The sequence below is a fragment of the Bacillus sp. GB_SG_008 genome, assembly GCF_052038115.1.
Taxonomy (GTDB): Bacteria; Bacillota; Bacilli; order Bacillales; family Bacillaceae_G; genus Bacillus_A; species Bacillus_A rhizoplanae.
Map to the genome: position 1 here is coordinate 116,040 of NZ_JBPZSK010000003.1, position 22,138 is coordinate 138,177.

Annotated in this window: 19 protein-coding genes and 1 pseudogene; 8 read left to right on the forward strand and 12 right to left on the reverse strand. The window is 35.5% G+C overall.

What is annotated here, in order from left to right; genetic code table 11:
• The first annotated feature begins 68 nt into the window (after positions 1-68).
• Positions 69-479 carry a hypothetical protein gene (locus ACTDJC_RS08300; RefSeq protein WP_440603132.1) on the forward strand — a complete coding sequence of 137 codons (411 nt, stop codon included), beginning with the start codon at positions 69-71 and terminating at the stop codon, positions 477-479.
• A gap of 265 nt (positions 480-744) precedes the next feature.
• Here the strand turns inward: ACTDJC_RS08300 and ACTDJC_RS08305 are convergent, their stop codons facing one another.
• A complete protein-coding gene (locus tag ACTDJC_RS08305; protein WP_440603133.1) occupies positions 745-1,341 on the reverse strand; it encodes a peptidase inhibitor family I36 protein in 597 nt (198 codons plus the stop codon).
• Positions 1,342-2,436: 1,095 nt separating this feature from the next.
• Positions 2,437-2,871: a DUF6526 family protein gene (locus ACTDJC_RS08310; RefSeq protein ID WP_440603134.1), complete on the reverse strand. Its 435-nt coding sequence runs from the start codon at positions 2,869-2,871 to the stop codon at positions 2,437-2,439.
• Positions 2,872-3,136: 265 nt separating this feature from the next.
• Here ACTDJC_RS08310 and ACTDJC_RS08315 point away from each other — a divergent pair, with 265 nt between their 5' ends.
• The 4 genes from ACTDJC_RS08315 to ACTDJC_RS08330 all read left to right on the forward strand — a co-directional run bounded on the left by ACTDJC_RS08315 (position 3,137) and on the right by ACTDJC_RS08330 (position 5,178).
• On the forward strand, positions 3,137-3,508 hold the full coding sequence (locus ACTDJC_RS08315) for a hypothetical protein (protein ID WP_440603135.1): 372 nt from the start codon (positions 3,137-3,139) through the stop codon (positions 3,506-3,508).
• A 331-nt stretch (positions 3,509-3,839) separates the two neighbouring features.
• Entirely contained in the window at positions 3,840-4,457 is a 618-nt protein-coding gene (locus ACTDJC_RS08320; RefSeq protein ID WP_440603136.1) for a DUF7010 family protein, read from the forward strand.
• 271 nt (positions 4,458-4,728) lie between these two features.
• The gene (locus tag ACTDJC_RS08325; protein WP_440603137.1) at positions 4,729-4,935 is read left to right on the forward strand and encodes a hypothetical protein; all 207 of its coding nucleotides are present in this window, start codon (positions 4,729-4,731) and stop codon (positions 4,933-4,935) included.
• Positions 4,936-4,992: 57 nt separating this feature from the next.
• Complete coding sequence (locus ACTDJC_RS08330) at positions 4,993-5,178, forward strand: hypothetical protein (RefSeq protein WP_440603138.1); 186 nt, start codon at positions 4,993-4,995, stop codon at positions 5,176-5,178.
• Between the two features lie 1,572 nt (positions 5,179-6,750).
• Here the strand turns inward: ACTDJC_RS08330 and ACTDJC_RS08335 are convergent.
• Positions 6,751-6,900 (reverse strand): hypothetical protein, encoded by a 150-nt coding sequence (locus tag ACTDJC_RS08335; RefSeq protein WP_098311040.1) that lies wholly within the window; start codon positions 6,898-6,900, stop codon positions 6,751-6,753.
• A 510-nt stretch (positions 6,901-7,410) separates the two neighbouring features.
• Positions 7,411-7,812 carry a hypothetical protein gene (locus tag ACTDJC_RS08340; RefSeq protein ID WP_098311039.1) on the reverse strand — a complete coding sequence of 134 codons (402 nt, stop codon included), beginning with the start codon at positions 7,810-7,812 and terminating at the stop codon, positions 7,411-7,413.
• 300 nt (positions 7,813-8,112) lie between these two features.
• On the opposite strand from ACTDJC_RS08340, the gene ACTDJC_RS08345 reads away from it, so the two are divergent.
• Positions 8,113-8,892 (forward strand): alpha/beta fold hydrolase, encoded by a 780-nt coding sequence (locus ACTDJC_RS08345; protein ID WP_098311038.1) that lies wholly within the window; start codon positions 8,113-8,115, stop codon positions 8,890-8,892.
• Between the two features lie 500 nt (positions 8,893-9,392).
• On the opposite strand, the gene ACTDJC_RS08350 is transcribed toward ACTDJC_RS08345, so the two are convergent.
• Both ACTDJC_RS08350 and ACTDJC_RS08355 read right to left on the reverse strand, forming a co-directional pair.
• Positions 9,393-9,827 carry a DUF6526 family protein gene (locus ACTDJC_RS08350; protein WP_098311037.1) on the reverse strand — a complete coding sequence of 145 codons (435 nt, stop codon included), beginning with the start codon at positions 9,825-9,827 and terminating at the stop codon, positions 9,393-9,395.
• A 366-nt stretch (positions 9,828-10,193) separates the two neighbouring features.
• A complete protein-coding gene (locus tag ACTDJC_RS08355; protein WP_440603139.1) occupies positions 10,194-10,814 on the reverse strand; it encodes a TetR/AcrR family transcriptional regulator in 621 nt (206 codons plus the stop codon).
• Positions 10,815-11,045: 231 nt separating this feature from the next.
• On the opposite strand from ACTDJC_RS08355, the gene ACTDJC_RS08360 reads away from it, so the two are divergent.
• On the forward strand, positions 11,046-11,642 hold the full coding sequence (locus ACTDJC_RS08360) for a peptidase inhibitor family I36 protein (protein ID WP_098311035.1): 597 nt from the start codon (positions 11,046-11,048) through the stop codon (positions 11,640-11,642).
• A 1,468-nt stretch (positions 11,643-13,110) separates the two neighbouring features.
• On the opposite strand, the gene fumC is transcribed toward ACTDJC_RS08360, so the two are convergent.
• The 5 genes and pseudogenes from fumC to ACTDJC_RS08385 all read right to left on the reverse strand — a co-directional run bounded on the left by fumC (position 13,111) and on the right by ACTDJC_RS08385 (position 19,126).
• On the reverse strand, positions 13,111-14,499 hold the full coding sequence (gene fumC, locus ACTDJC_RS08365) for a class II fumarate hydratase (protein ID WP_098310352.1): 1,389 nt from the start codon (positions 14,497-14,499) through the stop codon (positions 13,111-13,113).
• Positions 14,500-14,633: 134 nt separating this feature from the next.
• Positions 14,634-14,930, reverse strand: a pseudogene (gene fecE, locus ACTDJC_RS08370) (Fe(3+) dicitrate ABC transporter ATP-binding protein FecE); the annotation flags it as partial.
• 11 nt (positions 14,931-14,941) lie between these two features.
• Positions 14,942-16,039, reverse strand: a complete 1,098-nt coding sequence (locus ACTDJC_RS08375) for an alanine/ornithine racemase family PLP-dependent enzyme (protein WP_098310353.1) — start codon at positions 16,037-16,039, stop codon at positions 14,942-14,944.
• Positions 16,040-16,053: 14 nt separating this feature from the next.
• Positions 16,054-17,859 (reverse strand): IucA/IucC family protein, encoded by a 1,806-nt coding sequence (locus ACTDJC_RS08380; protein WP_098310354.1) that lies wholly within the window; start codon positions 17,857-17,859, stop codon positions 16,054-16,056.
• Positions 17,843-19,126: an MFS transporter gene (locus tag ACTDJC_RS08385; RefSeq protein ID WP_440603140.1), complete on the reverse strand. Its 1,284-nt coding sequence runs from the start codon at positions 19,124-19,126 to the stop codon at positions 17,843-17,845. The genes ACTDJC_RS08380 and ACTDJC_RS08385 overlap by 17 nt, the downstream gene beginning before the upstream one ends.
• 39 nt (positions 19,127-19,165) lie before the next feature.
• On the opposite strand from ACTDJC_RS08385, the gene ACTDJC_RS08390 reads away from it, so the two are divergent.
• Positions 19,166-21,145: an IucA/IucC family protein gene (locus ACTDJC_RS08390; RefSeq protein WP_098310355.1), complete on the forward strand. Its 1,980-nt coding sequence runs from the start codon at positions 19,166-19,168 to the stop codon at positions 21,143-21,145.
• A gap of 109 nt (positions 21,146-21,254) precedes the next feature.
• Here ACTDJC_RS08390 and ACTDJC_RS08395 read toward each other — a convergent pair whose 3' ends face one another.
• Entirely contained in the window at positions 21,255-22,133 is an 879-nt protein-coding gene (locus ACTDJC_RS08395) for a TIGR03943 family putative permease subunit (RefSeq protein WP_440603141.1), read from the reverse strand.
• Positions 22,134-22,138: the final 5 nt, after the last annotated feature.

The following is a 22,138-nucleotide window of genomic DNA, read 5'->3' on the forward strand; positions in this document are numbered from 1 at the left end:
ATATAATAAATTGATTAATACCGACTGGTTAGTACTAAAAAAATAATACTTATAAAGGAGTTGGTTTAATGACATTATCTCAAGGAATTATAAAAAAATGGTTGTTGCCGTTTATTTTATGTTTTTCAATGATTTTTGCATTTTTTCCACAATCTAAAGTAGATGCTGCCACTCGTACTTACGATTACACCATTACTAGTGGTCGTACAGCAGTAAGTAAAACTTGTCAAACTTCTTACGATGTTATTAATCACAAAGTAAACGTGACAAATGTAGGTGGAGGAATTTTCGCTTATGAACAAATTTGGAGTGATAAAGAGGGTAGGTGGGTAACGATGAAGTACAGATGGTTAACATACTTTAGTACACCCGTTATCTTTAAATCTGGAACAGAAGATGGAGACAAATGGAGAATATATATGAAAGCTGTTGATACATCCCATGTACATGTTGATTGTTATGGTTCTTCATCATTTTAGAGAACGTGGTGTTCAGAAAGATACGAGATCTGAATGAGGTCTCGTATCTTGTTTAAGGATTGGGCAACTATTTTTATTGAGAACGGTATCTCTAATCCAAAGGAAATTATGAACAGTGTAAATAAGCCGTCCATATGGGCGGCTTATTGTATTTTTTGCTTAGCGTGGGGTTTTTCCGAAATGTTGGCGGTACCCCTGAAACAAACAACAAAAAAGAATCCTGCATAAGCAAGATTCTCACAAAAAATATGGTTATTCCTTCAGTCTAATTAGTAAAGAAGATGGAAGACGCCTCATCGTTCCAAGTTGATCCGACATAGCTGACATTGATACCTGATTGCACCCAGAATCTTGCCCCTCTGTAGTTACTATCCCAACACATAACTGTCCAGTTATGATTGTAACCCGCCTTCAACGAAGAGATTTTATCGTTCCAAGTTGATCCGACATAGCTAATATTACTGGAAGCTCCAAAGTAACTCCCTCCGTAATTAGAATGTTGATAAAAATACGAATTATAATAAACAGCTTGGGCTGTAATCGTATTGTTCTTAGTATCCTTTTTACGCTCAATAACAGCACTCTGCAAATGAGCATTTAAACGGTCTTGATTTGTAAACCCATAGACTACTCCCTCTGCTTTTGCAGCGTCATCGAAAACAAACTGAGTTACATTCTTTACATGCGAATCATCTTGTGCATATTTAACACCATCAATCATAACAGGCAAGTCTTTTAATTGAACCATACTCTGTGTTGAAGGCGTTTGTTTTGAAACTGAAGTTGATGTCGTATCAGCAAAAGCAGTAATAGGAATGATCGCCAAAACAAAAGTCAGTAATGTAATAACTATTTTCTTCAAGAAAATCCCTCCTAGATGGTTTCCTATCCCCAAAAAAGGAAAATAGGCTTAATTCATAAGGAATTTAAGTGTTACCTTCATTCCTCGAATCATTTCCGTACCCCTTAATTATTATTAATTAGGGCTTCTCTATATGTATAAAATTCCCAATAAAAGTACAGCAAATTATAATTTCAGACAAAGAGAGTTCCTTTCCTTTCGATGTTTCCCCTTGTTTTTGGGTGTGAGTGCTGGCTAGTCGTGTGGGGACTAAACCCCACGAACTTAACGTAACTACATATAGAAAAAGCTGATTGCTTGAATTGATAAAACTGGGTGGTTCGGCTGGTATAATTGCTAGTCCAAGTCGAGCAATCTAAATCCTCGTTTTTGGTCTGTTCGGCTTGGCGAAAGCTAAAAACCAGCCGAAAAAAGTTTTGCAAGGAGGGAGCAAAGCGGACAAGGTGGAGATTTTTGAGCGTTCTTTGCTCAAAAATACTACCTGTTCCTTGCGGAACTTTTAGCCTTTTAATAATAGTGATAATAGAGAGCATCACAAAAAAACGTGTCAAACACTTGGTATGACTAAGTTTAACGGACTTTTTAGGGTGTCACCTTTTCGTGACACCTAAAAAATTACATATAAGGCCTAATACCAGCGTAGCTGCGTTTAAGGGCAAAGTAGTTTGTTTTGTAACATAAACGATCATTTTTGTTACGTTTCGTTTGAAAAAACGACCACTTTTATAACTATTGAATTTGTTGTAACAAAATACCGTATCAAAAATAATTTGTAACTTTATTAACTAAATACCTTTTTGTTAATGAAAAACATGTATATATTAATAAAATTCGCTACTTTGCCTCTGGTTACAAGAACGCTGGTACTGGGCCGTATTGAAAAGCAAGGTTTGACCAAACCTTGCTTTTCGTTCGGGGTAAAGATTATTTTGGAGGTTTCTTCCCATTATTATTCTATGTAGAGCTTGTCCTACACCAAAGGACAAGTTATCTACAAACGTAAAAAAGGTAGCTTTTTATTAGCTACCTTTTTTACGTTCATCAATCATTTGAAGAACACGTTAGAAACCTGATTCTAACGTGTTTTTTCTCTAGTTAAATGCGATTATGGTCAGCCTTCCAATCCTTGATAGCTTTCTTAATGTCATCCGGCTTTAGCCCTTCGGCAGAGACTTTTTTACACAAATCTGCAAACTCATTGTCGCTAGCGAATCGTAACGCGACAATTTGACCCATACTGAGGGCGGGATCGAGCAACTTTCCGGTTAGTACATAATAACGAAGGCTTTCCTCTGCTCGAATTGCCCGGTCTTGCGCCTTTAGTGCATAGATTCTTACAAGCGCTGCAACGATAACTATAATAATCATAATCAATACAAGAATAACAGCTTGAAGAATATTAGTTCCCGCATTAATAGCGCGGACCATATTTGTAATTGCACCTACCAAAGTTCCTAAAACTAAAAGTGTCAATACATAATGATACACAGGATGCATACGAGTATGGTTCTTATAATTTTGAGATTGCATGTATTTCCCTCCTATTCTCTATCTATCTTATTTACCCCCATTTAAATGTATAACTCGCAACGACAAACGCACCAATGAAGCATCTACAATATTAGTAGGAACACATACTACAAATTCTCCTCTGATAGTTTATAAAAAACTTCCGATAATGTTACGTTATGTTAACCGGGCATGTATATGATATTCATATTCTATTTTATCTATCTTACATAATAAGAATTGTCATATAATAGAAATAAAATTATGCGTTATATAGGAGATACAAATGAAAAAATTTTTAATTAGTTCTGCTGCAAGTCTGCTTACTTTTAATATCATATGGTCCTTAATACCATATATTTCTGATCCTAGTTATTCTTACCAGACTGATTTGAATTGGCCTACCATAATTGGATTCACTATAATTCTCACCATTTATGGTAGTATACTAGATCTTGTAGCTTGCCTAATTGGAGAAGTATTATACAGGAACATAAAACAATGTAGAGAGTTTCGATTTGGAATTCCTGTATTTATAGGACTAGCTGTTATCTATATACGTATACTCTTTCTTCTTAAAAATCCATATTCTTCTAGTTTGGTTACACCTATTATTATGGGTTCCTTAGCTTTTTATTTCGTACGTAGAAAAATATAACTAACTTCCAATAACGATAATTATGTGAACACGAAAGTCCTCCAGTTAAACAATCTGGAGGACTTTTAATAGTCTTCTAAATACATTGAATCCCGATAATTTTGTGTTATGTGAACTAGATTTGTATAGAGTATGCATTCAACCCTTTCGGATCTTCTTCAACTAAAGGGCCATATAGTTGAAGAAGCAAAATAGTTCAGTAATTTGCCCACCTGAATATAAATGTAAAAAGGTATATAGGATTTTTTCGTGAATAAACTGCTTTATACTCATGTAAGTTGATATGTGGTTGCAATGAACAAATACTTATGTTAAAAGGAGAGTTTTATTTGTGACACAAACTTCAAGAACTATTCCTGGAGCCGCAGTACGCGGAACGGCATCTGGTGTATTTTTCCTGGCGTTTTTCGGTACTCTGTGGGCGTACACAGGAATTATGGGATTGCAAGGCTGGGGAGTTCCATTGTTGTTAGTTACTGCTATTGCCATAGGTATAGCTCTGTTCGTCGGCGGTGTTTCATTAATACGTGCATCGCGACAATTAACGAATCAAGTTTCAAAAACAGATTTAAGGCGTGGGAAGCGTACGAGGTTTTGGTTTAACATTATTTTCGCGGCAGAGGGTTTAGCTATAGCAATTGCGATTGCTGTCTGTAACGCTACTCGTCACACTGAACTTATACCTCTCGTAATAGCTATTATTGTCGGTGCTCATTTTATCCCATTGGCCCCTCTATTCCAAGTTAGACTCTATTATTTTACAGGCGCACTCCTTTGTTTACTTGCTATTATTACATTGTTGTTTGTGCCTGAGAAGGTCACACTGGGGGAACATCAGATAAATGCATTTATGTCTGTAGTAGGCTTTGGCTCTGCCCTAATATTGTGGGGAACTGGTCTGGCAATATGGTTAATGGGTAGAAGATTGCTAGGTATCGTCCAGAAATAAATAACATAAAAAGTAAGATAGGACTTTACAGCGAAAAAATATGTTTATTGTACAATAAAATGAAATCAGAGGTATTTACTTATTCAGCCAACGGGCGCGATTGTTCAATAAGCAACACAAAAGGATCTTCAATCGAAGATCCTTTTTCAGTACCAATAATAGTGCGTTATGTTAACCGATTATGTATACGATATACGTCCAAAAATCTAAACAAATCGGTTCTTTCAAATGGTACAATAAGGAAAATAGTTGGATGTGAAGGAGAAACTATATGAAAGAAAAGATTTGTAATCAATGCGAAATACCGTTGACAAAATCCCTTCTGAAAGCTGTGGGAGGCAGTATTGGTATTTTGAACAAACCATCCCAACATGCTGTTGTAAATGCAACGTATAGTGAAGTAATTCCATATGTTTGTGCCACATGTGGAGAAGTTCGTTTTTTTGTTAATGATCCAGAAAAATATAAAGAACAGTAAACCTTCTCTTAAACACTGGGAGGGGTTTGCTGTTTATTTTGAAAGGAGTGTAAACCTTTGAACAAATATCAAAAAATTTCCCTCATGGTCATGATAGGACTTCCTGTTTTTTTTCTCATTCTGTCAGTAATTACAAACAATTGGAGATTCTTTTTTTGGAGTTTACCACCGAGCTTTATATCTGGAATGACAGGCTATTTTGTAGCAAAAAACTCCTCTAAAGGTATGAATAAAAATGTATAGTAAAGGATTTATTTTTAGGTAAAACAACTTCCACTAACAATAATTATGTAAATAAGCTGTCCATATGGGCGGCTTATTTTATTTCTTTTGCTTAGCGTGGTTTTTTTCCAAAATGCTGGCGGTACCCCTAAGGGGAGTTTTCAAATTACTTGTTCGGCAAAAATAATCAACTTCCTAGAATGATAAGTTAACCTTATTAAAAAAGCGCATAAAACAACAGTAAGCGACCTCGATCATCCTCTTAGGAATCACAAGGTCGCTTACACTATTTCTTCATTCATGGTATTCGTAATCCTTTCTTTATTAATTTTGATAAAAGCAACTTTTTATCAAAATAATAAGGTATAGAAGATATTCTAGAAAAAAGATCTTACTTTTACTACCCAGCGTTTACTAGATACGCTTTCGCCTTCCACTACTCTGGTGGTACCACCACCCTCTTTTTCAATAGATTTTGGTTTTATACCCTGTACATCATTTGTACATTCGCCTTGCTCTATCCCACTGGATTCACCTTCTTTTTTGATATGTATGTTTTGCTTGTACTTATCATACATCCAGATTCGAATTTTGTAAATACTAAAAATTATAAATTTTCTAAAAATTCAAAATATACTGTAAATAGGTGGTAATTATAAATGGTTACCATATGATTATAGTGTGCATACATTGAAATGAATTTGCTCATGATATAGGTATCGGGTACGTAACGGTTGAGCCCAGATCTATATATGGTTCATAACAGAGGTGTATATAGGTCGGTCAAAGATTGTATACAGGTCATTAGTTCATATAAACTATGTGGTTTGTGTGCAGTCGGAGAGAAGATTCTATTCGGTGGGGAAAAGGTTCATTGTAGTCGTATGCTAGCTGCTATGATTACAATGAGGTTCCAACTTATCGGATAGGGTCGAGCTAAGATCGTGCTGGGTACCGCAGGCTTTAGAGAGCAATTTAGCTCTTATAAGGCTAACGGTCATATATAGCCGAAAGGTTATATATGGTTGTACAGGTATTTTGTACGGTCGAACGAACCATTAGTATGAGTGGTGAACTGCTTGTTTATAGTCGAAAGATTGTAGGTGGGTAATAAACTATTTATATTAGTGCAAGGTAGATCGTTACGTGCTCGTGTTGTTCTAAAATTTGATACATAAAATCGAGTATTTAAATTATATTGAAAAGCAAACGAGATCTAATAAGATCTCGTTTTTATTTTAGGTGTCATTTTTTAAAAAAGATCGAAGAAGAACATAAGAGGTTTTTGATATCACTTAACGGGGTAGCACCAGCAAAACGCGGTAAATATACGTTAGGACAAATATTGTAAATAATCGTAACCAAAAACGTTTAAATATCGCTTTTGTGGTTATTTGTTTTTAGTTATGGTTTTGGATATACGGAATTGTTATACGAAAAGGAAAATAAAAGTACCACTTAAAATCACCAAAACGAAGGTTTATGTTGGAAAAATCCCTTAGCGTATAAAAAATGCGGTTTTTACTTCCAAAAAAATGTCTTAGCGTATGTTTTCCGCGAAATGTTGGCGGGACCCCTAGCATTTTTCACAATTTATTTATCTGTTTGTTTTTGCTTCTTTTTCAAATACTCCGCACGCAATTTTTCAATTTGCTGCTTTTTATCAAATTTGGCAGGCGTCTGTTTTTCATGAAACTTTGTCACAGCTACCTGACTTTTGTAATCCAATTGATACTTTCCCACTTTGTTCACCTACTTTTCTTATCTTTAAAGAGAATCTATTCAACAAATATAATATACCTTATTTTACTGAAGTAAACCTTATTACTTTATTAGTTTCCTACAACAAGAACTATGTTGACTAAAATGAAGACCGCGCGGTCTTCATTTTTTTGTACACAGCTTATTGAGGGTCTTACTGCAACATCGGTTCTTCTATGTTGTAGTAAATGAGGTCATATGTTGTACAAAAAAAGAATAGATCAAGCACATAATCTCTGCTTGTATCTATTCTCCTCATTCCCTCTCTTATAAAAACTATAATATTATATAAGAGATGTAGTCTTAATCGAGAATACCCTGTTTTTTCTGTTACTTAATAAAATCATTTTACTAAAGGGGATTTTTATAAGCTTTTAAACATATTAAATTCCAATAATAGGACGTTATGTTAACCGACCATGAATATCTATTCATCAATATTTTTTATGATTTTACTTTTTGATCTAAAAGTATCTCCAATTTTTTTCTCACCTACATACCAATAAACATATTTTTACTATTAGGACCCCAATTTTCTCCCATGAAACCTGACATTCCCTCTAAGTTAACGAAGCATGGAAGCACAGTATACATTACGCCCTGCATTGCATTAACTCTAAAAGTTATAACAAATCTCATTTTTGAATTATCAACGGGTGCTATCATTCCCATATCTGGACGTATAGCGTTTTCTGCCATAAGTGCCTCTTTCATTCCTACACTAGCAATACCGACGGGGCCCATATTACTTCTAATCCAATAATTCGAAACATTTGTTGCAGATGCCAAATCAGTTGGTTTATCATAAGTCATTAAAATTTGATTAGAAGAAATTTGTCTAGCCTCAAGAAGTATCGGGTGAGCGACCATTTGGCGAGGGTAATAAGTAAACATAGTATTCCTCCGTTGTTTTTTGAAATAGATAAATTACCCAGATAATATATGCAGATTTTTGATTTGAGTTCACGATAACGAATTCGAGCGTTGCGTTTGGTAGAACCCAAAATAATAGGACCTTATATAGACTTCACATGTATACCCATTCATTGTTCTTTCTTCAACGAAATGGCAGAATAATTCAATAAACCCCGTTCTTTTTCGCTTTTCTGACCTACAATTGGGCTAGGTACTCATCTATGTTAACTAAAATGAATATCTTATTGTTGAAACCATATTAATTACGGAGGAATTAGCATGGGATACTTTGTTACTGTAGAGTCAGGTGTAAATCTATATGTGGAAGATATTAACCCAGGGGGTAACAAGACCATAGTGTTTATACATGGTTGGCCATTAAGCCATAAACAGTTTGAGTATCAGTTTGATGTTCTTCCCGCAATGGGTTACCGCTGTATTGGCATAGACTGGAGGGGCTTTGGTAATTCGGATAAGCCAATGAACGGCTACAACTATGACCGATTGGCAGATGATATTCGCTCCGTTATTGATGCACTTCAATTGAAAAACTTTACACTAGCGGGTCACTCTACAGGTGGGGCTATCGCTATTCGTTATATTGCTCGACATAATGGTTATGGAGTATCTAAACTTGTCCTTATAAGCGCTGCCGCTCCTGTAGGTTTTACAACAGAAACTGCTAATAAATTTCTTAAAGAAACATTAAATGATCGCCCTAAAATGATGCAGGAAGTAACAGATAGTTTTTTCTTTCAGTATATAACTGGCCCATTCTCGAACTGGTTTTTTCAAATGGGATTACAGGCGGCAGGTTGGTCAACCGCCGCAGTCGTAGTTATGCTAAGAGATGAGAAGCTATATACTGATTTGCTAAAAATATCAGTTCCTACTTTAATCTTGCACGGCATTCACGACAAAGTAATTCCATTTGCACAAGCTCAAGAACTAAATCAAAAAATAAAAAATTCACAGCTTGTTCCGTTTCAATATAGTGGTCATGGTCCTTTCTGGGAAGAACGTGACAAGTTTAACCAACTATTGACACAATTTATTTAGTTAAAAATTTGACCTTAATTCAAATAAATGGAGAACGATAGCACAATAATCGGGTACCCTTTACGGACAGTAAAATCTTTGCTGTAATTATTATGCTCGATTCATTGTTCAACGAAAGAATGCTTGAGTTGAATAAGAAAGTAAAAAAACAAATCAAATAATTTCCGATAACGATAATTATGTGAACTAAAGGTAGCTTTGTTAAAAAGATATAAATGCGGTTTTAATGCAACAGAACCGAAACAGTTTCTGTTATCAACAAAAAGATAAAATTTTAGTCAATTTTGTCTAAAAGAAAACTATGCATCCATCGATTTCATGGTCGATATTCAATCGGCAAAATCGAATAAAAATTTACTTAATGTTCGTTAGGTACGTTTTACGTGTATTCACTTGATTGGATATCGACTGAAGTTTACTATGGGATAAACTTAGTGGAAAAATCATCCTAGCACTAAAAAACACGTTAGAAACCTGATTCTAACGTGTTTTTTCTCTAGTTAAATGCGATTATGGTCAGCCTTCCAATCCTTGATAGCTTTCTTAATGTCATCCGGCTTTAGCCCTTCGGCAGAGGCTTTTTTACACAAATCTGCAAACTCATTGTCGCTAGCGAATCGTAACGCGACAATTTGACCCATACTGAGGGCGGGATCGAGCAACTTTCCGGTTAGTACATAATAACGAAGGCTTTCCTCTGCTCGAATTGCCCGGTCTTGCGCCTTTAGTGCATAGATTCTTACAAGCGCTGCAACGATAACGATAATAATCATAATCAATACAAGAATAACAGCTTGAAGAATATTAGTTCCCGCATTAATAGCGCGGACCATATTTGTAATTGCACCTACCAACGTTCCTAAAACTAAAAGTGTCAATACATAATGATACACAGGATGCATACGAATATGGTTCTTATAATTTTGAGATTGCATGTATTTCCCTCCTATTCTCTATCTATCTTATTTACTCCCATTTAAATGTATAACTCGCAACGACAAACGCACCAATGAGGCATCTACAATATTAGTAGGAACACATACTACAAATTCTCCTCTGATTGTTTATAAAAAACTTCCGATAACAAGAATTATGTAAAAAGTAAAGCCGTCCTGATGGACGGTTTTTTGTATTTTTTGCTTAGCGTGGTTTTCTTCCAAAATGCTGACGACACCCCTAGATACCCTTTTTGTTACGAAATAATCCAGGTTATTTATTGTCTTTTTATAGCATAGAAAACCCTTAGCGTACGGAAATCAAGGTTTCAACTTCCAAAAAAATGTATTAACGTGGGTTTTATGTCATTTGGTTGGCGGGACCCCTTTATTAGGTTCTTGGATTTGAAGTAGTTCAACAAAAACATTTAGCATGTCCTGTATTTGAATTCGATTGTCTACAAAATGTTGCAAATTAAATCCATTAAAAATATCCATGCCTGTAATTGCTAAAGTTCTGGCATCTAATGAACTTCCAATTATACCTTCATCTTTCATTCTCTGAAAAAAATGTGTAAGGAATGATCTCCATTCTTCCATTTGGAAAATAAGCCTTTCTTTTATTAGAGGTAATTGATTAGATATCATACATCCTTGGAGGAGCATGGGAGAAGATCCTTTTTCATAAGCTTCATTTACCAAACGCATAGAATATTCTTTAAATTTATTTAGTAAATCTCGATCCTTTTCATTAAGAACTTCCTTTAAATCTTCAAAATAGAAATCAATACCTTCTTTTATCAGCTTTAGCAAGAACTCCTCTTTGTTAGGAAAATGAGCATAGAAAGCACCTTTAGAGTAACCAGCGTGTTTCACAATTTGATCAACACTTGTACTAGAATAGCCTTGCTTAGAAAACAATTCAATTCCTGATTGCATTAATTTGTTAATGGTGTTTTCTGATTGTTTCTGATGATAAATTCCCATAGCAACCTCCTTTTTAAAAGACTGAATATTTAATTAATAATAACACATTCTTCATCATATAATAAATTGATTAATACCGACTAGTTAGTATTAAAAAATAATATTTATAAAGGAGTTGATTGGGGTACGGAAATGATTCGAGGAATGAGGGTAACACTTAAATTCCTTATGAATTAAGCCTATTTTCCTTTTTGGGGGATAGGCAAAGATATCCATCTAGGAGGGATTTTTTTGAAGAAAATAGTTATTACATTACTGACTTTTGTCTTGACGATCATTCCTATTACTGCTTTTGCCGATACGACATCAACCTCAGTTTCAAAACAAACGCCTTCAACAGAGAGTATGGTTCAATTAAAAGACTTGCCTGTTATGATTGATGGTGTTAAATATGCACAAGATGATTCGCATGTAAAGAATGTAACCCAGTTTGTTTTCGATGACGCTGCAAAAGCAGAGGGAGTAGTCTATGGGTTTACAAATCAAGACCGTTTAAATGATCATTTGCAGAGTGCTGTTGTTGAGCGTAAAAAGGATACTAAGAACAATACGATTACAGCCCAAGCTGTTTATTATAAATCGTATTTTTATCAACATTCTAATTACGGAGGGAGTTACTTTGGAGCTTCCAGTAATATTAGCTATGTCGGATCAACTTGGAACGACAAAATCTCTTCGTTGAAGGCGGGTTACAATCATAACTGGACAGTTATGTGTTGGGATAGTAACTACAGAGGGGCAAGATTCTGGGTGCAATCCGGTATCAATGTCAGCTATGTCGGATCAACTTGGAACGATGAGGCGTCTTCCATCTTCTTTACTAATTAGACTGAAGGAATAACCATATTTTTTGTGAGAATCTTGCTTATGCAGGATTCTTTTTTGTTGTTTGTTTCAGTACTTTTTAGTACAAGGCCCAGTACCAGCGTTCTTGTAATCAGGGGCAAAGTAGAAAATAAGTATACAAATCCGCTTGATATACAAATGTTTTGTAGTAACAAAAAGGATTGCTTATGTTACAAAACAAACTACTTTGCCCCTAAACGTAGCTACGCTGGTACTGGGCCTAAATATGGATATGTATTAGCATTTAAATTGTGATGTAAAAGACTCCTTTTTTATTTTTAGATTGAAATATTTGTGGAATCTTGCCTGGTGGTGGGATCTTTTTTTATTGGGGCAAATACATGTGTTTTGTAGTAACAAAAAGGTTACCAATTAATAATGTTAGGGATACTGACGGCAAAACGCAGATTTTATATGCCAAAGATATACAGGATTTCATGCAGGCTGTGAGAACGATTTGAACTGTCAAATGCTGTTCTCACAGGAATGTATGAAATCTTGCATACAGAGAAGGGAACACGCAGGTGGCGGATATCTGGTGATCACAGTATTAGATTCAAAAAAACGATCTCTGATTATGCAAAAGCCCAGACGCTTCTAAAGTAAGACTGAACGATACGATTACGAAGGTCAGGCGCAGTGTTTTAATATAGGGTTGGAGTCGGAGGAGAACAATGGAAGGAAACAATATCGCTTAAAGCAACCGAATAATGATTCCATCTTCCGCCGAAAAACCTATAGCCATAAACTCTTGATTCCCCGACAGTCGTCAAAAAAAACCAGAAATTGTCTCCGTTTCTAAGCCACATATACGTGAAACGATACAAACAATGTTGAAGACCCCAGGGATTCAGGGCATAGGGTGGCATTTGTCGTATATATACCATGATTCTAGGTTCACTCCTTATTGAAATTAGACTTATAACCAGTTTATGCTCAGGGTCAAAGCTTAGATTGGATGTATGCCTAAGTAGCCCACCTAAATTCAAATATGAATGAAAAAGCTTATATGAAATTGTTTAAGGATTGGGCAACTATTTTTATTGAGAACGGTATCTCTAATCCAAAGGAAATTATGAACAGTGTAAATAAGCCATGGAGTTGTTCAACTAACGGGTGCGATACTTCAACAAGGGTATCACATTGACTTCCGCTTTCGAGAATTACGTCGACTAAAATGAAGACCGCGCGGTCTTCATTTTTTTGTACACAGCTTATTGAGGGTCTTACTGCAACATCGGTTCTTCTATGTTGTAGTAAATGAAGTCATATGTTGTACAAAAAAAGAATAGATCAAGCACATGATCTCTGCTTGTATCTATTCTCCTCATTTCCTCTCTTATAAAAACTATAATATTATATAAGAGATGTTGTCTTAATCAAGAATATCCTGGTTTTTCTGTTACTAAATAAAACAAGTGAGAATCCTATTTGTTATAAAACATTTCATTTATTCCTTCGGCCCAATCATTTTCTTTGGATCTACAATTTCATCGAATTGTTCCTCTGTTAATAATCCTGATTGTAGTGCCGCTTCCTTTAATGTTAACCCTTCTTTATGTGCATGCTTTGCAATTTTTGCTGCATTTTCATAACCGATATGTGGGTTTAAGGCTGTTACAAGCATCAAAGAGTTATTTAAATGTTGTCCTATCACTTCTTCATTTGCTTCAATACCTACTGCACAATTATCATTAAATGAAACAGTCGCATCTGCTAATAATCTAGCTGACTGCAAAAAGTTATACGCAATAACTGGCTTAAAGACATTTAATTCGAAGTTTCCTTGACTTGCCGCAAATCCAATTGTTGCATCATTTCCCATTACTTGCGCTGCAACCATCGTTAAAGCTTCACTTTGCGTTGGATTTACTTTCCCTGGCATAATCGAACTTCCTGGCTCGTTTGCTGGAATAATAATTTCGCCAAGACCACTGCGCGGCCCACTTGCAAGCCAGCGTACATCGTTTGCAATTTTCATTAAATCAGCAGCTAACGCTTTTAGGGCACCGTGCGTATAGACAACTTCATCATGACTTGTTAGCGCATGAAATTTATTTGGTGCTGATACAAATTGTTTTCCTGTAAAGTTACTAATTTCTTCCGCAACCATGTCACCGAATTTTGGATGGGCATTAATTCCTGTTCCAACCGCAGTACCACCGATTGCGAGTTCTTTCATATATGTACTGCTTTCTATTATCATACGCTCTGTCTTTTCAAGCATACGATGCCAGCCGCTCACTTCTTGTCCTAACGTTAATGGCGTTGCATCCTGCAAATGAGTACGACCAATTTTAATAATATGCGAAAATGCAGTTACTTTTTCTTTTAACGTTTCCTTTAATTTAGCTATTGCTGGTAATACTTGTTCTTCTACTCCAATAACACACGCAACATGAAGTGCTGTGGGGAACGTATCATTTGAACTTTGAGACATGTTTACATCGTCGTTTGGATGAATGTGTACATCCAGCCCTTTTTCTTTTAAAATTTGATTCCCGCGGTTTGCGATCACTTCATTCACATTCATGTTAGACTGTGTACCACTTCCTGTCTGCCAAACAACAAGCGGAAAATGTTCGTCCCATTTTCCAGATAAAATTTCATCAACCGCCTCTACAATTACAGCTGCCTTTTCGTCTGCTAGTTTTCCTAACTTCTGATTACTAATCGCTGCACTCTTCTTTAAAATCGCAAATGCTCGAACAATTTCAAGCGGCATATGCTCTGTACCAATCGGAAAGTTTTCTTTACTGCGCTGCGTTTGTGCTGCCCATAATTTATCAGCTGGAACTTTTATTTCTCCTAATGTATCTCTTTCAATTCTATATTCCATTTTTTCATCCCCTTAAAATAAAGTACCATATCAAAGATTATCAACAGTTTTTTACCCAACAATTCTTTCTTCCTGCTTTTCTTTTTTCTCTGAAAGTAAAGCATACGGCATACACATATACGTCATGGCAACTGGATCATAGCTTTCACACCAAACACTGTTTCAAACAATTCATTATTTAAAACATCCTTTGGTGCGCCTTCCATTACTTTATTCCCCTCTTTAATCGCAACAATGTGATGCGCATATTTAGCCGCGTGATTTAAATCGTGTACAACCATCACAACAGTTCGGTTTTCTTCTTCATTTAATTTTTTCAATAGCTCTAGTATTTCTAACTGATGGGCCATATCTAAATATGTTGTCGGTTCATCTAATAGCAATAACTCTGTATCTTGCGCAAGTGCCATCGCAATCCAAACACGCTGACGGAAGTTTCACTTTATAAGATAAGCGCTTTTTGCAATACATCATCATATACATATTCTTTTTGTACAAGTGAAGAAACCATGCCGCTTTGCAATGCACTATACGCCGGAACGAATGTCATTTTATCCCCTATGCTATACGGTGTACTATCAGTTATATCAACAATTAAATGGTCACTACTTCCACCAAGAATTTCAACATTCCTATCGGAAGGTCGTAAACCGCTAATATCAAGGTCCTGCCTTCCTATTGCAACGATCGCTCGTAGTCGCTCCCCTTTATCTTCAAAATACGGGACTTGCCCAAATGCATCTTTTCCAATAACGCCTTTTGGCATAGACGGCTTTCTTTTTATTTCAATGATTTCCGCTTCAATTGAAAATACATCTTGGTACATGAAAGAAATATTTTTTCCATACGCTGTTTCTTTCCCAAGAAAAATAGCTTCTCCAATCCGTAAAGAGTTAACACGTCCAATCTGTTTTCTTTGCATGATAAGTGGTAACGAACTTGAATTTCCACCTGAGATAAACCGAAGCGGTTTCCCAATTTTCTTCTCTACCATTTTTGCTAATTGCGTTAATTCTTGTAAAGAATGTTCAGTTGGAATAACACCGCTAAAACAAGTGAAATTCGCTCCAATACCATCGAGTACAATTCCAGATATATTCGATACTTTCTGCGCTGCATCCACCACTTCATATGGCATTATTCCTTCGCGAAGATCACCTAAATCAACCATTAAAATCACACGATGAGTTGTTCTGTATCTTCTCGCTGCTCTTCCCAATGCTTCTATGATGCATAGTTCAGAATTCAAACTAATATCTGCACAAAGAACCGTTTCTTCTACTTCTGACAAAGCTGGTGCACGAATTAATAAAAGTTCAGCTTCTTTCCCTACAATAGAACGGATTTTATAAAGATGCTGTAATCTAGAATCAGCAAATCTTGTATACCCTGCCTCCTGAAGGGTTTCAATTACTTCTTTTGCAGCGCCGACCCCTTTTGTTACAGGAAAACATATAATATTTGAACGCTCGCATAATCGTTTCATTATCATGGCATTATACTTCAATTTTGAAAGGTTTACTTTCATGATAGGCAGCATGTTTATTCCTCCTATTATATACAAAGCGGATTATGAAAACTTGTATACAAATAAGATTTTGCTTGACCTTGTATTCTCATTGCGAACAATGCTTTCGTTTCAATTTGCTTTGCAAATATAGCTGCCTTTTGCTCTTCGGTTGCATCTACCATGTACTCTTCAACAATAGCAGCAACAATTCTCCATAATTCTTTTTCCTGTACGTCATCTATCGAGCGAGCCAACGTAAATAATAAATCCCCAAAATGGTTTTGCAGTACCGAATGAATAAACTTGTTATAAACCTCATTCATATCATCTGTAAATACGACTGCTTCTTTAACCTCAGCAATATCCACTACCTTTGCTAATGTCTTCTTATGAATTCTGACTCCTCCTAAATCACGTACAAAAATACGTTGGACCTCTCCGCCTTTTGTAACAATAATAGAGTTTTGCATATGTCCTTCTAAAGCAATTCCATATTGTAAAACAAGTTGCAGTAAAGGAATCATAACTTTCTCAGTGTAATGAGCAACATAGTGAAATACCTCTTTTTTACCAATCGTTTCTGTTTCAAAATATGTACGCATCATATCTACAATAACAGGTTCCTCTTCTTTTAATGGATTGCTTGCTGTTAAACTAGCTCCAACCCATAATAATTCTCCCTCTTGCTTATATGCATTTGGGCTTTCACGTAAAATAAATGCTAAATTTCTTCCTAAATGAAAATCATTATGTTTTGTAAAAGTAGCTCCAACTCGTTCACGAACGACAACTACTGACTGTGCTAACTCTTTCTCATTCGCATAAATCGTATCAAACAGTGAAGAAAGAATTGGCCCATTTACTGTTATTTCTGGTGATACCGTTCTAACTGCACTTGTTGCTTGTGCACGTACTGGAAGCTTCACATGATACGGTAACTCTAATAGATTCATTGTTCGAAATGAAAGCGTCGCTCTGGACGAAAGTTGATATGGGATCGGAATAATACGTCCTTCCTCTAACTCTTCCCCATACTCCTCTGTTAGTACATGCTCATATTGCCATGGATGAACAAGAAATGGATAAAAGTCTTCTATTCTGCCCCCTCTGCTTACTAATATTTGAGAAGCAGTTTCATATAAATCTGGTAAATTTTCATATAATACAGGTTTTTCAAAGCTATCTCCTGTAACTGCTGTTACATCTTTATGAACAAGCAATACATATAACGGAACAACTTGCTCAAATTCAGGAGCATAACGTTTTACTTCTTCTTTTGATAAACCAAGTTTTGTTTTTGTTGAAGGATGAAGTGGATGCCCTTCGATTACTAATGACTCTGTATATAATAATTCGTCAAACGACATACATTGTTTTAATTCTTCAAGGAATTGGTATAGATTATTTGGTTTGTATTTTGCAAAAAACATCACGTTTGTTTCAAGCTGCTGTTTTGCCCATTCTTGTTTTTGTTCCCATGCTTCATAAGCTAATTCTAGGTTCTCTACACTGTTCTGTAACTCTTTCTGTAAGGAGTCTGAAATATGAAGCTGGAAGAATGGTGCTACTTCCTCAAAAAACATTTGTAATGAATCAATCCATATAATATGCCCTCTTACTTTAAACCGGAGCGGAAAAGCAAATTCGTATCGTTCAAATGCCCCTTCTTGTTGCACTTCTAATAATAATTCTGCTTCATTCATACAATCTATAATTTCAATACCATAATCATGCTTTAGCACCGCACAACTTTCTAATAATTTTTTTTCACGAATTAATGCATTACAAAAACGATTTAAAATACGATATTCCGCCTGTACTCGATTTGATTGTTTACTTTGAATGGACAAAATTCTTCACCTTCCCTTTTTGTTGTTTCACTTTTATATACTGAAATGCAAATGGGATTATACATAAAGTACCCATCATTACAAATGTTTCAGAAATACCCACATATTCAATGGCATAACTTACTATAATTGAACCGAGTGGAATCATTCCTCGATCCATTAATACAACACTAAGCATAAGTCCTCGTTCCTCTTCACAGACATTGTTTTGAAAATAAACACGATTACTGGAACGTAACAACTGTCCAAAAAGGCCAATAGAGAATAGTAGTATAAAAAATACAAATGTATTACTAATAATAAGGAGCGCTATACTAATAGAAAACAAAACTAAACTAATATAATAAATCCTAATTTCTGAGATGTACTCTAACACTTTAGGAAGAATAATGGTTGCTATAATGGCACCGATTGCTGCCGAAGACATCGCAATGCCAAATACTTCTGCTTTTCCCGTAAATTGATGTGAAACAAGTACAGGCAATACAGATGTATACGAAAAACCAAAAGCCATTGTAATCATTGATGTGATAAAAATGTTTCTTCCCATATGATCATGAGAGAAATATTGAACAATTTGTTCCCAGCTTGCCTTTTTCTTTTCGTTTCGTTTTTTCATCGTTTGATCTTTCATTGGTAAGACAAGAATGAATGCAATCAGTGAACAAACTGCCTGCATCGTAAATGTAAGTTCAATATGTCCTCCTGCAATTAGAAATCCAGCTACAGCCGGCCCTGTCGAGCGACAAACATTCATCACAAACGAATTCATAGATATAAGTTTACTAATTTGATTGTTCGTATCAATATCCGAAAGAAGTGTATTTCGATTTGGTGTTTCTAATGCACTAATTACTCCTCTCACAAATGAGAAAAGAAGGAAAATAAAAAAGGACGGAGTAATAAACACAACATAAATGGCAAGTAACGTTGTAACTGCTAGTCCCCAAAATGAATACGACTTCATTAACTTAATACGCGGATGCAGATCACAAAGCTTCCCTGCATATACACTAAACAATGCAATTGGAATGAGCCGTACAAAGTTTATCCATCCTAAATATGTAGCACTATGATACAGATCATAGACGTACCAATTGATTGCAGTCATTCCAAGCCAATTCCCCATAAATAAGAAAAATGAACTACTAAAGAAGAGTTTGCGAATATGAACCACCTCAAATTTTTTGTTGCATTTTTTAATGCTTCTTTTATAATTGAAATTGATTATCAGTATCACTGTAAAAACAATATAAAATATTCTCACTTCTTTGTAAAGACTAAAAAATTGAGAAAGGTGGTTTCTATGAACCTTAATAAAATTCAAACGTTAGCAGTAGAGGAACAAAACTTACTTTCTTTTTTACAACAACATCATGCTCCACTACATGAAACCTATCAACAAATGATTCGAAAGGGACGAACTGGTATACTCGAACGACTACTATCGTCCTTCATACGTGAAAATATATGTAACATGACAAGAACTGGAATCATATTTAGAAAACACGAAGGGGTGTTTGTATCATTTTCAGATCATCGTTGCCCAGACTATTTACTAGATTATATAAACACTCATATTCATCAATTTGACGAGTTTTCAATGATACAAGGACTATATTTTAAACAACAAAATACATATCTACTTATACCGATTCAACACATATATGCCTTTGAACGTCCTGTTGTAAAGGGACCTTACATTCTCATCTCACCGTCTAGTCAAACAGAAATTATACATCCAAATGAAGTATTGGCATTGTTACTACATGAAGATTGGCAAGGACCACTTTCCTATTTTCATATGTTTGAAGATGATCTCGCAAATAGCGCTGCCAATTTAGCTCTTGCTTATACATTTCATGAACAAACCGAGAATGTTTCAACGCTACAAGCTGCTTCTCAAGCACAAGATCCATATGCCCTTTTTGAACAGCTCGTTATAGAAGGTCACCCTTGTCACCCTGGTGCCAAAATGAGAAAAGGTTTAAGTCCGGAAGAAACACTTGCCTATTCAGCTGAGTTTAAAAATACAATTCCATTGCGCTTTGTAGCTGTACACCAAGATTATGTAAGCGCTGCTTTTATGGACGAACAAAATTGGAATGCATTATTGTTTTCTTTTGAACCTGTACTCCAAGTAGAAGCTGAAATAAGACTTGGCGATAAAATAGATGACTACATTTTATTACCGATTCATCCATGGCAAGCTACTCATACGTTACGTGAAATTTACAGTGCTGAACTTGAAAAACAAATTATCATCTTATTTGATTATGAAGCGAATTATTTAGCAGGCATGTCATTTCGTACAATCTTTCCTGAACAATATGAAACGATTAGACCGCATTATAAACTGACAACAAATATTCATTTAACAGGAGAAGTGCGGACGTTATCCGAACAAACCATTCATAATGGACCACTTATGAGCAATATTTTAAAACAAGTTGTTACGCAAGATACGATGATTGACGAAACTCGCTTTGTTCCAATTATGGAACGAGCTGGTGCTCATTTTCTTCATCCAAATGACATAGATGAAGAAATACAAACATTACGAAGCGAAAATCTCGCTTGTGTCATTCGCGACAACATTCATGCTTATGTAAAACACGACGAATGGGCTATTGTCGGTTCTGCCCTTGTTTCTTCTATGCATGGTGCAAATAAACCAGTCATAGCAGAACTAATTGAGTTGTACAAAGATAGCCATGACTTACCATTACACGATGCAATTGTTATGTTTATCGAAAAATATGTAACAAATGCTCTTACTGGCTTTATTCCACTCATGGTTAAGTATGGCATTGGATTAGAAGGTCACCTGCAAAATACAGTACCTGTATTTAAAAAAGATGGCACACCAGACCGCCTACTTGTACGTGACTGGGAAGGTATTCGAGTTCATCGTGGTCGTTTACAAAATGCGGGATTTGATGTAAACGTATTTCATCATAAATCAAGGATTCTAGTAGATGATGAAAAAAGTATGCGTAATAAAGTATTTTACTCCGTAATGCAAAATCACTTTGGCGAGTTATTTTTACATATAAGTCAGTTCTATCAACTAGATGAGCAACTGCTTTGGAATGTTGTAAAACGAGTCTTGAACAATATTTTTATAGATTTACAAAAAGATTCTAACTATAAAGAGCATGCAATATCTGACTATGCTGTCTTTTTTGCAGATAAAGTAGATTATAAAGCTTTAACTCTTATGCGTATAATGGGAGAAGCTCATTCCTATTTTTATGTGAAAGTTGACAATCCTTTATGTAAGTAAAGTAAAAACGAATGATTTTGAATCTCAAAATAGTGGGAAATGAATTGCGAAGAATCTATGATTTGACATACAAATTAAGATGAGCTCAATTATGAGCTCATCTTTTTGTTTACGGTATTAATTGCTCGTATACATACGGTTGCTTCGGAGCTTCTATTTTTTCTACTTTATTTACTTTTACAAGTGGAAATAAAGCTCCTCTATAGGTTGTCTCATCTAATGTTCCAGTAATCGTAACCCACGTTTCATTTTGTAATTTAGTAATTCCTTCACCGGAAACAATCATTCCATAAACGGTAGCATCTGCTATGCAACACGTAATACCGTAACGTGCAACTACAACTTGCTCTCCTTTCACGTCTGTATCACGGTATACAAACCCAGAAAAATTAATTTCTTTCCCTTTAAATCCAATAACATCACGACCAATTATATCTATAGCAGCCATATAGTTTTTATCATTTATTTGTATGCTTTTCTTTTTCAGTAACTCCTTTTCTAGGTCATCAGATGGTGCTTGAGAACTTGCTTGAGAACTTGGTACATTAGCAGTTTGCGGTTCTTCTCCATCTACTAATAACCTCTTCCAATCGTCATTTTCCTTTTGTGGCTTCGTTTGTGTACTTTGATTCATTCCGCGCTTGGCAGCAACACTTCCATCAAGTGATACACTTGAAAATAAAAAGGCACTGATAATAGGTATAAGAAATAATCCATAAAAGAAGCAAGTTCCTATTTTCGTTTTTGGGAGAACATGTTCCTCGCAGCAATGACATGCCTTTAACTTTTCATTTCCACTTCGCCACACTTGTAAACAGCCAAGTAACAAAGACACAATGGTTGCTACATAAATCAGTTTTACCATACGCGGTGCAATAAAGTTATCAATATGTCCCGTAATAAGCAGTTTGAATAATAACATCGCAAATCCAATCAATATAATGCCGCGAATATAAATATGAAATCCTCTTTTCTCCTGTTCTTCCACCTTCT